Annotated in this window: 11 protein-coding genes; all 11 read right to left on the bottom strand. The window is 60.0% G+C overall.

Going from position 1 to position 13,900, the window contains the following annotated elements; translation table 11 throughout:
- Window positions 1-329 precede the first annotated feature (329 nt).
- The gene (gene dtd / locus C2E19_RS02990) at window positions 330-767 is read right to left on the bottom strand and encodes a D-aminoacyl-tRNA deacylase (protein WP_129387860.1); all 438 of its coding nucleotides are present in this window, start codon (window positions 765-767) and stop codon (window positions 330-332) included.
- Window positions 764-1,735: a prolyl aminopeptidase gene (gene pip / locus C2E19_RS02985; RefSeq protein WP_064117068.1), complete on the bottom strand. Its 972-nt coding sequence runs from the start codon at window positions 1,733-1,735 to the stop codon at window positions 764-766. The genes dtd and pip overlap by 4 nt, the downstream gene beginning before the upstream one ends.
- A gap of 220 nt (window positions 1,736-1,955) precedes the next feature.
- On the bottom strand, window positions 1,956-2,759 hold the full coding sequence (hutG, locus tag C2E19_RS02980; RefSeq protein WP_129387858.1) for an N-formylglutamate deformylase: 804 nt from the start codon (window positions 2,757-2,759) through the stop codon (window positions 1,956-1,958).
- 10 nt (window positions 2,760-2,769) lie between these two features.
- Complete coding sequence (gene hutI, locus C2E19_RS02975; protein WP_129387855.1) at window positions 2,770-3,975, bottom strand: imidazolonepropionase; 1,206 nt, start codon at window positions 3,973-3,975, stop codon at window positions 2,770-2,772.
- A 351-nt stretch (window positions 3,976-4,326) separates the two neighbouring features.
- Window positions 4,327-5,859, bottom strand: coding sequence for a histidine ammonia-lyase (gene hutH, locus C2E19_RS02970; RefSeq protein ID WP_129387852.1), 1,533 nt, complete (start codon window positions 5,857-5,859; stop codon window positions 4,327-4,329).
- A gap of 116 nt (window positions 5,860-5,975) precedes the next feature.
- Window positions 5,976-7,499: a histidine ammonia-lyase gene (hutH, locus tag C2E19_RS02965; protein WP_129387849.1), complete on the bottom strand. Its 1,524-nt coding sequence runs from the start codon at window positions 7,497-7,499 to the stop codon at window positions 5,976-5,978.
- 133 nt (window positions 7,500-7,632) lie between these two features.
- The gene (locus C2E19_RS02960; RefSeq protein ID WP_077570367.1) at window positions 7,633-8,463 is read right to left on the bottom strand and encodes a glycine betaine/L-proline ABC transporter ATP-binding protein; all 831 of its coding nucleotides are present in this window, start codon (window positions 8,461-8,463) and stop codon (window positions 7,633-7,635) included.
- Window positions 8,460-9,311 carry a proline/glycine betaine ABC transporter permease gene (locus C2E19_RS02955; RefSeq protein WP_007949591.1) on the bottom strand — a complete coding sequence of 284 codons (852 nt, stop codon included), beginning with the start codon at window positions 9,309-9,311 and terminating at the stop codon, window positions 8,460-8,462. Before C2E19_RS02955 ends, C2E19_RS02960 begins: the two co-directional genes overlap by 4 nt.
- An 83-nt stretch (window positions 9,312-9,394) precedes the next feature.
- Window positions 9,395-10,363: an ABC transporter substrate-binding protein gene (locus tag C2E19_RS02950; protein WP_129387846.1), complete on the bottom strand. Its 969-nt coding sequence runs from the start codon at window positions 10,361-10,363 to the stop codon at window positions 9,395-9,397.
- 70 nt (window positions 10,364-10,433) lie between these two features.
- Complete coding sequence (locus C2E19_RS02945) at window positions 10,434-11,906, bottom strand: cytosine permease (RefSeq protein WP_129387843.1); 1,473 nt, start codon at window positions 11,904-11,906, stop codon at window positions 10,434-10,436.
- A 122-nt stretch (window positions 11,907-12,028) separates the two neighbouring features.
- Entirely contained in the window at window positions 12,029-13,711 is a 1,683-nt protein-coding gene (hutU, locus tag C2E19_RS02940) for a urocanate hydratase (RefSeq protein ID WP_129387840.1), read from the bottom strand.
- Window positions 13,712-13,900 lie beyond the last annotated feature (189 nt).

The raw sequence follows: 13,900 nt of genomic DNA, 5'->3' as shown, positions 1-13,900 counted from the left end.
GTTGCTGCTCCTCCCCATAGCAAGCTATGAGTCGTCGCAGCGCCTTGTCTCTGACTCCCTGGCCCTCGAAATAACGCTGGCAAAAATGGCCGTACAGACCGCTCATACCAGGTTGGCGAGCATTGTTCCGACTCCGCTGGGGCAAAATGATTCCCCAATCGGATCCGGACAAGTCTCTACCTAAGTGAAAAATGGATCAGCGAACGCTGATCCCAGTGCGCGCGATTATCTAGTAGCCCGCATGACAACGCATCAGGGGTAACAAAGTATTTATCGCGAAAACACCCTAAAAACAGTCGAAATTTCCTAAAAAGGTGTTTCAAGCACTTTCAGGTCTGTAACAAAAAGGTCACCGGGCCATCGTTGACCAAATGCACCTGCATATCGGCGCCGAATCTACCTGATGCCACAGTGCCATGCACCTGTTTCGCTCTGTTTAATAAATAGTCGAACAACTCCTCGCCCAACGCGGGAGGCGCCGCCGTCGAAAAGCTCGGTCGCAACCCGCTTTTGGTGTCGGCAGCCAGGGTGAACTGAGAGACCAGCAGTAACCCACCGCCAACATCCGCCAAAGATAAATTCATCTTGCCCTCGGCGTCGCTGAATACACGATAGTTAAGCAGCTTATGCAGAAGTTTGTCGGCGCTGACATGCGTGTCGTCGGGTTCGACCGCTACCAGCACCAGCAAACCGTGATCCACCGCCCCCACTACTTCGCCTGCCACCTCGACTCGCGCACCGCGTACGCGCTGTAGAAGCCCCTTCATGCTTCTTCGGGCGGCAGATCGAGCAGGCGGCGGGCCATGTTGCTCGCGGCGCGCACCAGCGCATCGGTGATACCCGGTTCCGACGCCGCGTGGCCGGCATCGCGGATTACCTGCAGCTCGCTGTTCGGCCAGGCTTGATGCAGTTCCCAGGCGTTGTCGAGCGGGCAGATCACGTCGTAACGACCGTGAATGATCACCCCCGGCAGATGGGCGATTTTGCCCATGTCGCGAATCAACTGGTTCGGCTCAAGGAAGGCGTTGTTGGTGAAGTAGTGACATTCGATCCGCGCGATCGACAATGCGCGCTGCGGCTCGGAGAAACGATCGACCACCAGCGGGTTAGGGCGCAGGGTCGCGGTGCGCCCTTCCCAGGTCGACCAGGCTTTGGCTGCATGCATCTGGGCGATCTGGTCGTTGCCGGTCAGGCGTTTGTGGAAAGCGCTGAGCAGGTCGTCGCGCTCGTCCAGCGGGATCGGTGCGATATAGTCCTGCCAGTAATCGGGAAACAGACGGCTGGCGCCAGCCTGATAGAACCATTCGATTTCCTGCGGACGGCAGAGAAAGATCCCACGCAGGATCAGACCGTGGACACGCTCAGGGTGGGTTTGTGCGTAAGCCAGCGCCAGGGTCGAGCCCCACGAGCCGCCGAACAGCACCCATTTGTCGATGCCCAAGTGTTTGCGGATGCGCTCAAGGTCGGCGACCAGATCCCAGGTGGTGTTGTTTTCCAGGCTGGCGTGCGGCGTGGAGCGCCCGCAACCACGCTGGTCGAAGGTAACAATGCGATACAGGTTCGGATCGAAATAACGCCGGCTCTGGGCGTCGCAACCGGCGCCGGGGCCGCCGTGGATGAACACCACCGGCAAACCCTCCGGTGAACCGCTTTCGTCGACGTACAGCGTGTGGGTGTCATCGACAGCCAGATCGTGCCGGGCGTGAGGTTTGATCTGCGGAAACAAAGTCTGCATTGCGCGCTCCGTAAGGGGTCGAGGTCATCCCTGGGGGGACATCTATTATTCTGCCGTTGGGCATCATAAACCCGATTTACGTCAATGAGCATGCTCAGGACATGAATCAAAACTTGCTCCTTTGTAGGAGCTGCCGAAGGCTGCGATCTTTTGACTTTGCTTTTCAGAATCAAAAGAAGATCAAAAGATCGCAGCCTTCGGCAGCTCCTACAGGGGTGAGTCAACCGCGGTAGTGTTTTTCGCCCCAGACGATGAAGTGCTGCAACAGTTCCTTGAGGACGACCCGCGTTGGCTCCGCCAGATCTGCGCGATAGCGGAACGGTTCGAACTCTTCCATGTAGGTGCACTGGCCCAGTTCCAGTTGCACGGCGTGAATGTTCTCCGCCGGGTTGCCGTAATGACGGGTGATGTGGCCGCCCTTGAAGCGTCCGTTGAGCACATGGGTGTATTTGTCGTGGCGCGCGCAGATCGCTTCCAGCTGCGAAGCGAGTTGCGGATCACAACTGGCGCCGTTGAAGGTGCCGAGGTTGAAGTCCGGCAGCTTGCCGTCAAACAGGTGCGGGATGATCGAGCGGATCGAGTGCGCATCGAACAGCAACGCGTAACCGAACTCAGCCTTCAATCGCGCCAGCTCTTCCTGAAGCGTGCGGTGATACGGCGTCCAGATTTTCTCCAGATAAGTCGCGCGCTCTTCCTTCGACGGTTCCAGCCCTTCCTTGAACAACGGAATGCCATCGAACAACGTCGCCGGATACAGCCCGGTGGTGGCGCCGGCGTACAGCGGTTTGTCGTCAGACGGACGATTCAGATCGATGACGAAGCGCGAATACTCGGCAGCCAAGGTGCTCGCGCCCAGCTCTTCGGCGAAGTCGTACAGCTGCGGAATGTGCCAATCGGTGTCCGGCAGGCTTTTCGCATCGGCGATCAACCCGGCTTCCACCGCCGGCGTCAGGCGTACGCCGGCATGCGGCATGCTGATCAGCAGTGGCACGCGACCTTGTTTGAAGTTCAGAACCTTATCCACAACCGCTCTCCTACAGATTTGATTCGGCGCCGTGACGCACGACGCGTTTGTCCAGATCACCACCCAGCCAATAGGCTAGGTCCGCCGGACGATCTATGTCCCAGGCGACGAAATCCGCAACCTTGCCGACTTCCAGCGAACCGTGGGTGGCGGCCATGCCCAGCGCTTGCGCGGCGTGAATCGTCGCGCCAGCCAAGGCTTCTTCCGGGGTCATGCGGAAACAGGTGCAGGCCATGTTCAACATCAGCCGCAACGACAGCGCCGGCGAGGTGCCGGGATTGAGGTCGCTGGCGATGGCGATTTTCACCTTGTGCTTGCGCAGGGCGTCCATCGGCGGCAGCTGGGTTTCACGCAGGAAGTAGAACGCGCCCGGCAGCAGCACCGCGACGGTGTCGGCTTCGGCCATGGCGATGGCATCGGCCTCGTCCATGAATTCCAGGTGATCGGCGGACAACGCCTTATAGCGCGCGGCAAGGCTGGAGCCATGCAGTGACGATAATTGCTCGGCGTGCAGCTTCACCGGTAGACCGAGTTTATGCGCGGCAATAAACACCCGCTCGACCTGTTCCGGGGAGAACGCCAGGTATTCGCAGAATGCATCCACGGCATCGACCAGACCTTCGGCAGCCAGCGCCGGCAGCATCTCGCTGCAGATCAGCTCGATGTAGTCGTCGGCGCGATCCTTGTATTCCGGCGGGAGCGCGTGGGCGGCCAGACAGGTGCTGCGCACGCTGATCGGCAACTCTTTCTGCAAGCGTCGAATGACACGAAGGATTTTGCGCTCGTTGACCAGATCGAGGCCGTAGCCGGACTTCATTTCCACCGTGGTGACGCCGTCGCGCATCAGGCTTTTCAGGCGTTTGGCGGCGCTGGCAAACAGCTCGTCTTCGCTCGCCTCGCGGGTCGCGCGCACGGTGCTGGCAATGCCGCCACCGGACGCTGCGATTTCGGCATAGCTGACGCCTTGCAGGCGTTTTTCGAATTCACCGCTGCGGTTGCCACCGAACACCGTGTGGGTGTGGCAGTCGATCAGGCCGGGGGTGACCCACGCGCCTTGCAGATCATTGACTGCCGGGTATTCGCCGGACGGCAATTGATTGCGTGGGCCGATCCACTCGATGAGCGTACCCGACGTCACGATGGCCGCATCCTCGATAATCGAGTAGACGCCTTGCGCCATGGTTGCGACGTGGCAGTGTTGCCAGAGGGTTTTCACTGTTGGCCTCCGTTGGGGCTGGTTTGGTGGGCGACCCTGAAAAGCCCCTCACCCTAGCCCTCTCCCGGAGGGAGAGGGGACTGACCGGGCTGTTCTGTCGAGGTACATCGACCTGAAAATCTTGAGCCGAACTCAGGCTCTGAAAAACTTGAAGATCGGCTCCCTGCTCTCGCCTGGAAGAAGCAGGACTGACCGGGTTGTTCTGTCGAGGTACATCGACCTGAAAATCTTGAGCCGAACTCAGGCTCTGAAAACGATGAAGATCGGCTCCCTTCCCCCTCTCCCCCTTGGGGGAGAGTGCTGGGGTGAGGGGGATCGATTTCAGCAACTACACCCCCCCTGAAAGCCCACTTACAAACTAGGCAAAAGCTTCGCCGAAACCAGCTCAGTCAGACACCGCGAAGCCAACAGCTCAGTCGCCGCGTTAATGTCCGGCGCAAAGAAGCGGTCCTTCTCATAGAACGGCACTTCCTTGCGCAGAATCGCCCGCGCCTGCTCAAGCTTCGGCGAAGTCTTCAGACCGTTACGCAAATCCAGGCCCTGCACCGCCGCCAGCCATTCCACCGCGAGAATCCCGCGGGTGTTCTCGGCCATTTCCCACAGACGCTTGCCAGCCGCCGGGGCCATCGACACGTGGTCTTCCTGGTTGGCCGAGGTAGGCAGGCTGTCGACCGAATGTGGATGCGACAACGCCTTGTTCTCGCTGGCCAGTGCCGCAGCGGTGACCTGCGCAATCATAAAGCCGGAGTTGACGCCGCCATTGGCGACGAGGAACGGCGGCAGCTGCGACATGTGCTTGTCCATCATCAGCGAGATGCGGCGTTCGCTCAGCGAGCCGATTTCGGCGATGGCCAGCGCCATGTTGTCAGCGGCCATGGCCACTGGTTCGGCGTGGAAGTTGCCGCCGGAAATCACGTCACCTTCAGCCGCGAACACCAGCGGATTATCGGAAACCGCATTGGCTTCGACAACCAGCACTTCAGCGGCCTGACGGAACTGGGTCAGGCAAGCGCCCATGACTTGCGGCTGGCAGCGCAGCGAGTACGGATCCTGAACCTTCTCGCAGTTCTGGTGCGAGTCGGAGACTTCGCTGCGCTCACCGAGCAGATCACGATAAGCGGCAGCAGCATCAATCTGACCTTTCTGGCCACGCGCCGCGTGAATGCGTGCGTCGAACGGTGAACGCGAGCCCAATACGGCTTCGACGGTAAGGCCGCCCAGCGCCAATGCGCCAGCGAACAGATCTTCACCTTCAAACAAACCACGCAGGGCAAACGCGGTGGAAACCTGAGTACCGTTGAGCAGCGCAAGACCTTCTTTAGCCGCCAGTGTCAGCGGCGTCAGACCAGCGACTTTCAGCGCTTCAACCGCTTCCATCCACTCGCCCTTGTAGCGCGCCTTGCCCTCACCCAGCAGCACCAGCGACATGTGCGCCAACGGTGCCAGATCGCCGGAAGCCCCCACCGAACCTTTCAAAGGAATGTGCGGATAAACCTCGGCGTTGATCAGCGCAATCAGCGCATCAATCACCACGCGACGGATACCGGAAAAACCACGGCTGAGGCTGTTGACCTTGAGCACCATGATCAGCCGCACCAGCTCATCGCTGATCGGCACGCCAACGCCGGCGGCGTGGGACAACACCAGCGAGCGCTGCAGGTTCTCGAGGTCTTCGCTGGCGATGCGCGTCGACGCCAACAGGCCGAAACCGGTGTTGATGCCGTAGGCGGTGCGGTTCTCGGCGAGGATCTGCTCGACGCAGGCAACGCTGGCTTCGATCTGCTGCGATGCGCTGTTGTCGAGGCTCAGCTTGACCGGGTTGTGATAGACGTCACGCAATTGGGCCAGGCTCAGTTGGCCGGGGATCAGGTTCAGCGCAGTCATTTTGTGCTCCTTTTGAGAGTTTGTTATTAACTCGCCAGACGCTCCGGAGATGTCCGTTGTCCGTCGCGTCTCGCCTTTTGGGGAGTCGCGCCTTGGCACGCTGGCGTGGGTATTTTTCAGTGCAAATTCGGTAAAGCGTTGTGCAGCAGATTCGGCGCTTTCAACACGCTCGCAGCGGCAGCGATATCCGGCGCCAGCCAGCGATCCTGATCGTAGGCCGGGACTTTTTCACGCAGCAGTCGCCAAGCGATATCAGTGCCCACGCCAAAGCGCTGTTCCTTAAGGAATTCAAACGCCTGCGCCGCCAGCAGATATTCGATCGCGAGGATCTGCGTGCAGTTTTCCAGCGCGCGATGCAGCTTCAGCGCGGCGTTGGTGCCCATGCTCAAGTGGTCTTCCTGCAGGCCGGAAGTGATGTAGTTGTCGAGCACCGCCGGCTGCGCCAATTGGCGGTTTTCCGCACACAGCGACGCGGCGACGTATTGGACGATCATCATCCCGGAATTCACCCCCGGATTGGCCACCAGAAACGCCGGCAAACCACTGACATGCGGGTTGACCAGACGATCGAGGCGACGCTCGGCGATCGAGCCGATTTCGGCCATGGCAATCGCCAGCAGGTCCGCCGCCATCGCCACCGATTGGCCGTGCGGGTTGGCTTGCGACATCACCCGGAAATTGTCCGGTGTCCCCAACAACAGCGGGTTATCGGTACAGCCATTGAGTTCGGCTTCGACCTGTTTGATCGCATGTTCCAGTTGATCGCGGGCAGCACCGTGCACCTGCGGGATCGAACGAATGCTCAGCGCATCCTGAGTGCGAATGCCTTTGCTCGACGCGATCACTTCGCTGCCATCGAGCAACGCGCGCAGATTGACGCCGACCTGCTGCATGCCCGGGTGTGGTTTCAGCGCGATGATTTCAGCGTCGAATGCATCGATCTGGCCGCGCTGGGCTTCGAAACTCATCGCGCCGATGACGTCGGCCCATTGCACCAGACGCGTCGCGTCGGCAATCGCCAGACAGCTGAGGCCGGTCATGCACGGCGTGCCGTTGACCAGGCACAAGCCGTCTTTCGCGCCGAGTTGCACCGGTTGCAGGCCCTCTTCGGCCAATGCTTGTTGTGCGGAAATAATCTGCCCGCGATAGCTGACATTGCCGACGCCCAGCAGCGTGATGCCGATGTGCGCCATGTGCGTCAGGTAACCGACTGAGCCTTGCGATGGCACCTGTGGAGTAATGCCGCGATTGAGCAGCGCCAGCAGCGCTTCGACGACCCGCCGGTGGATGCCGGATTTGCCGTGACTGTAATTGTGAATAGCGGCGCAGATAATCGCGCGGGTCTGCTCGTCGGCGAGTACCGGCCCGACGCCGCAGGCATGGCTGAGTAAAGTGTTGCGCGAGAGCTGGCTGAGCTGTTCATCTTTGAGCGAGACGTTGGACAAACCGCCCAGGCCGGTGTTGACGCCATAGGCGCGCTCGCCGCTTTCGACGATGCGCTGGACGATGCCTTGCGCGTTTTCGATGCGCGCCCAGGTGTCGCTCGACAGCTCAAGTCGAGCGCCGTGACGGGCGACGGCGACCACGTCCTGCCAACGCAGATGATCGCCGGTGATAACGATTTTTTCAGCCTGGGACATCATTAACCTCATCCGAACATTGATGCAGCTGTGCCGCCGCCTTCGCGAGCAGGCTCGCTCCCACATTGGAATGCAGTCCCCTGTGGGAGCGAGCCTGCTCGCGAAGAGGCCAGCATAGCCAACACAAAACTGCTTAAACCACCGCCGCACGCCGCTGCACAAACCGGTCAACGTACTCATCCGCCGGCGAATGCAAAATCTCGCGCGGCGTACCGACCTGTATCAACTTCCCGTCCTTGAGAATCGCAATGCGGTTACCAATGCGCACCGCCTCATCCAGGTCGTGAGTGATAAACACGATGGTCTTGTGCAACGTCTTTTGCAGCTCCAGCAACTGGTCCTGCATCTCGGCGCGGATCAGCGGGTCAAGCGCACTGAACGCTTCGTCCATCAGAATGATGTCGGTGTCCGCCGCCAAGGCCCGAGCCAAACCAACACGCTGGCGCATGCCACCGGAGAGCTGGTGCGGGTATTTGTTTTCGTAGCCTTTGAGGCCCACGGTGTTGATCCAGTGCAGCGCACGTTCCGAGCACATTTGCTTGCTCTCGCCACGTACTTTCAGGCCATAGGCGACGTTATCCAACACGGTCTTGTGCGGCAGCAGGCCGAAGCTCTGGAACACCATGCTGATCTTGTGCCGGCGAAATTCGCGCAGGGCGTCCATGTCGTATTGCAGGATGTCCACGCCGTCGACGAGGATCGCGCCGCTGGTCGGGTCGATCAGCCGATTGAAGTGACGCACCAGCGTCGATTTGCCGGAACCGGACAGGCCCATGATCACGAAGATCTCGCCGGTGCCGATGCTCAGCGACAGGTCGTTAACACCGACCACGCAACCGGTTTCGCTCAGCACCTGATCCTTGGTCTTGCCCTGGCCGACCATGGCCAGTGCGTCCTTGGCACGATTGCCGAAAATCTTGAAGACGTTTTTGACTTCGATCTTGCTCACGGTTGCGTTGCTCATTTGCTCACCTCGTGCCGTGGCCGACCGTACGCCTGAGTAATGCGGTCGATGACCACTGCGAGAATCACGATCGCCAGACCGGCCTCAAGACCACGTCCGACGTTGAGGGTCTGAATCCCCACCAACACATCTTCACCCAGGCCACGGGCACCGATCATCGAGGCGATCACCACCATCGACAGGGCCATCATGGTGGTCTGGTTGATCCCGGCCATGATGCTCGGCAAGGCCAGCGGCAGTTGCACGCCGAACAGTTGCTGCCAGCGGTTGGCGCCGAACGCGTTAATGGCTTCCATCACTTCGCCGTCCACCTGGCGAATGCCCAGATCAGTCAGGCGAATCAGCGGCGGCGCGGCATAAATTACGGTAGCGAAAATCGCCGGCACCTTGCCCAGACCGAACAACATCAGCACCGGGATCAGGTACACGAAACTCGGCATGGTTTGCATGATGTCGAGCAGCGGCATCAGCACCGAACGCAGGCGATTGCTGCGCGCGGAAAGGATCCCCAGCGGGATGCCGATCAGCACCGAAATGATCGTCGCGACCATCATCAGCGCCAGCGTCTGCATGAGTTTGTCCCACAGGCCGACAGCGCCGACGAGGAACAACAGACCGACGATGACCGCTGTGGTCACCACCTTGCGCGTGGCGTGCCAGGCGACCACACCGACGATCGCCAACATCAACCACCACGGTGCCGCACGCAGCAAGCCTTCGAGGTTGACGATGGCCCACAGCAGGGTGTCGGAGATATGGCGGAACACATCACCGTAGTTGGTGACCAGTGAATCGACCCAACCGTTGACCCAGTCGGCGATGGAAAAGGTAAAGCTCTCGGGAAACATAAGCGGCTCTCAATCAGAAATCTCAATCAAGCGATTACGGCATATCTCCCGGCCTGCCTCTCGGTTGGCCGGGAGGTATCGACCTACAGCGCCGCGTCGATTTTCTTGGCTGCGTCGTCACTGACCCACGCATGCCAGACCTCAGGATGTTCCTTGAGGAAGATTTTCGCCAGTTTTGGCGACTCGATACGTTCCTTGGCCATGCGACCCAGGTTCTGGTTCAGCAGGTCGATCGGCAGGTTGACCTTTTCCAGCACGGCGACCAGTTCCGGCGCCTGTTCGTGGAAGGTTTTCGACAGGCCGACCTTGATGCTCACGGACTTGTCGACGCCCGGTTTTTCTTCAAGCTTGACCAGATCGACCTGGCCCATCAGCGGGGTTGGCGACCAGTAGTAGAACAGGATCGGCTCGCCACGCTTGTAGCTCGACAGCACTGCCGCATCCAGCGCCGGCCCGGTGCCCGGACGGAAGTTGGTGTAGCTGCTTTCGAGACCGTAGCTTTTCAGCATTTCGCTGTTGTCGAGTTCGCAGGTCCAGCCGGCCGGGCAATTATAGAAACGGCCCTTGGAAGGCTCTTCGGCGTCCTTGAACACAGCGGCGTATTTGCCCAGGTCGGCGATGTTTTTCAGGTCCGGCGCTTTCGGCTCAAGCTTGCGCTTGGCGTCGCCTTCGATCACGTAACGCGGCACGTACCAGCCTTCGACAGCACCCACTACCGGAGCGCCGACACCGACAACCTTGCCGGCCTTCTCGGCCTTGTTCCAGACCTCACTGCGACCGACCCACTCTTCGGCGAACACTTGAATATCGTTGCTGCTCAGGGCGTTTTCCATGGTGATGGAGTTGCCCGGCAAACTGTCGGTCTTGCAGTCGTAGCCCTTCTCCAGCACCACTTGCAGGACGTCGGTCAGGAGCATGCCGCTTTCCCAGTTCAGCCCGGCGAACTTCACCGGTTTGCCCGATTCGCACCAGCCGGCGGCTTGCGTTGCACCGGCACTGGCCAGCAGGCCCATGGACAGCAATGTGGTCAGCAGGGTCTTGTTCGATTTCATTGTTGTGACGCTCCTAATCATGAATTGGCTTACGGCAGTCAAGAGGCATCCAGCCCTGTCCACGTCCAAATCAGGCCTGCGCCGCAGCGCGACCGGCCCCGCTTGTTTTAGGTTGTACAACGCTGTTCTGCTCGACCGGCAGAATCAGTTGATCGGGTACCGCGCTGTGCCATTTTTTCGCGCACACGTAGTAGACGACGGCCGGCAACACCAGACCGATGATCCAGGAGATATCCACATCACCGAGAGCAGCCACCAGTGGACCGGTGTAGAACTTGGTAGAGATGAACGGCAACTGCACCAGCACGCCGAACACGTAGACGCTGATGCCGAGCAGGTTCCAGCGCCCGTAACGACCGTTCGGATCGGCCAGCGCCGGCACGTCATAGCGCTCGCGGGTGATGCAGTAGTAGTCGACCAGGTTGATCGCGCTCCACGGGGTGAAGAAGGCGAGCAGGAACAGGATGAAAGACTTGAACGCACCGAGGAACGAGTGCTGGCCGAGCAGTGCGATCAGCGTCGCCGTGCCAACGATCACCAGCACGAACACCAGACGCTGCAGGCGCGTAACGGTCAGGTGACCTTTGAAACCACTGATGATGGTCGCGATGCACATGAAGCTGCCGTAGGAGTTCAGTGTCGAGATGGTCACCTTGCCGAACGCGATGCTGAAGTACAGCAGCGCGGCAGTGGCACCGGTGCCGCCCAGGCCAACGATGTAGGCGACTTCGTGACCGGCGAACTGGCCGTTGGCAGAAGCCGCGGCAAACACGCCGAGTACCATCGCCACTTGCGCGCCAACCACAGAACCCAGGCCGGCGGCAAAGAAGGTTTTTACCGCCGAGGTCTTGCTCGGCAGGTAACGGGAATAGTCAGCCACGTAAGGGCCGAAAGCGATCTGCCAGGACGCGGCAAGCGATACCGCGAGCAGGAAGCTGCTCCAGCTGAAGTGACGGATTTGCAGGAGTGCGCTGACGTCAACCTGACTGATCAGACGGCTGAACAGATAAACGAAGGCGATTACGCCGATGACACTGGCGACCCGACCGATCCAGTGGATCACCCGATAACCGAGCACCGTGACCACCACGATGACACTGGCGAACAGCAGGATGCCAACGGTGTCGCTGACGCCAAACAACTGGCCCAGCGCCTGGCCGGAAAGGACCGTGCCCGTCGCGGTAAAGCCCAGGTACATCAGGCATACCAGGACGATCGGGATCGCCGCGCCATACACGCCGAACTGCACGCGGCTGGAAATCATCTGTGGCAAACCCAGTTTCGGGCCTTGCGCGGCATGCAGCGCCATCACCCCGCCGCCGAGCAATTGACCGATCAACAGCCCGATCAGCGACCAGAACACATCACCGCCCAACACCACGGCCAAGGCCCCGGTGACGATTGCGGTGATTTGCAGGTTGGCACCCATCCACAGGGTGAACTGGCTAAACAGACGACCGTGTCTTTCCGCTTCCGGGATGTAGTCGATCGAACGCCTTTCGATCAACGGTTTGTTGCTTGCACGATCGGTGTTGACAGCCATGATTCAACCTCTGTGGATTGTTAGATTCTCTGTAGGAGCTGCCGCAGGCTGCGATCTTTTGATCTTGAAAAACCAACATCAAAAGATCGCAGCCTGCGGCAGCTCCTACAGGGGTTTTGCGTTTATTTACCGGTAATCATCGGCAGGTTCAGGCCCTGTTCCTTGGCGCAGTCGATGGCGATCTGGTAACCGGCATCGGCGTGGCGCATAACGCCGGTGGCCGGGTCGTTGTGCAGCACGCGCGCAATGCGCTCGGCCGCTTCATCCGTACCGTCGCAGACAATCACCATGCCCGAGTGCTGCGAAAAGCCCATGCCGACGCCGCCGCCGTGGTGCAGGGAAACCCATGTCGCGCCGCTCGCGGTATTCAGCAGAGCGTTGAGCAGTGGCCAGTCGGATACGGCGTCGGAACCGTCCTGCATCGATTCGGTTTCACGGTTGGGGCTTGCGACCGAGCCGGAGTCGAGGTGGTCACGACCGATCACGATTGGTGCGGACAATTCACCGCTGCGGACCATCTCGTTGAAGGCCAGACCAAGCTTGGCGCGCAGGCCCAGACCGACCCAGCAGATACGTGCCGGCAGACCCTGGAAGCTGATGCGCTCGCGGGCCATGTCCAGCCAGTTGTGCAGATGCGCGTCGTCCGGGATCAGCTCTTTGACCTTGGCGTCGGTTTTGTAGATGTCTTGCGGATCGCCCGACAGTGCTGCCCAACGGAACGGGCCGATACCACGGCAGAACAGCGGACGGATGTAAGCCGGTACGAAGCCCGGGAAATCGAACGCGTTTTCGACGCCTTCTTCCTGCGCCATCTGACGGATGTTGTTGCCGTAGTCGAAGGTCGGAATGCCTTGCTTCTGGAGTTCCAGCATGGCTTTTACGTGCACGGCCATCGACTGCTTGGCGGCTTTGATCACAGCGGCCGGTTCGGTCTTGGCGCGGGCGCGGTATTCGTCCCAGGTCCAGCCGGCAGGCAGGTAACCGTTGAGCGGGTCGTGGGCGCTGGTCTGGTCGGTGACCATGTCCGGGCGCACACCGCGCTTAACCAGTTCCGGCAGAATTTCTGCGGCGTTACCCAACAGCGCGATGGAGATCGCTTTGCCTTCTTTGGTGTATTTGTCGATGCGCGCCAAGGCATCGTCGAGATCTTTCGCTTGCTCGTCGACGTAACGGCTTTTCAGGCGGAAATCGATGCTGATCTGTTGGCATTCGATGTTCAGCGAGCATGCGCCAGCCAGGGTTGCAGCCAGAGGTTGTGCGCCGCCCATGCCACCGAGACCTGCGGTCAGGACCCACTTGCCGGTGAGGTTGTCGTTGTAGTGCTGGCGACCGGCTTCGACGAAGGTTTCGTAAGTGCCTTGAACGATGCCCTGGCTGCCGATGTAGATCCAGCTGCCGGCGGTCATCTGGCCGTACATGGCCAGGCCTTTGGCGTCGAGTTCGTTGAAGTGCTCCCAGCTCGCCCAGTGCGGCACGAGGTTGGAGTTGGCGATCAGCACGCGCGGGGCGTTGCTGTGGGTCTTGAACACGCCGACCGGCTTGCCGGATTGCACCAGCAGGGTCTCGTCGTCATTCAGGTTGGTCAGGCTTTCGACGATTTTGTCGTAGCACTCCCAGTTACGCGCGGCGCGACCGATACCACCGTAAACCACCAGCTCTTTCGGGTTTTCGGCGACTTCCGGGTCGAGGTTGTTCATCAGCATGCGCAGCGGCGCTTCGGTCAGCCAGCTCTTGGCGGTCAGCTTGTTGCCACGGGCGGCACGGATTTCAACATCACGGAATTTTGTACGGTTGTTGTCAGTCACGAAAAAGACTCCTCAGCGATCAATTCAAACCAACCCTGGCAGTGGGCAAGCAGCCTGCGCGCCTCAATGCGCGACAAGCGAATCAGTGGACGCTGCGGAGAGTCTCGAACGACTCATACGCATACGTCTTTACTTGTACATACAAGCATATGCAATCAAGCGGCCAACTTGCTGGAGAGGTGTTCAAGA

The organism is Pseudomonas sp. DTU12.3 (assembly GCF_004124275.1).
Taxonomy (GTDB): domain Bacteria; phylum Pseudomonadota; class Gammaproteobacteria; order Pseudomonadales; family Pseudomonadaceae; genus Aquipseudomonas; species Aquipseudomonas helmanticensis.
The sequence above is the reverse complement of the archived record's forward strand: the minus strand, read 5'-3'. Positions and strand labels throughout refer to the sequence as shown.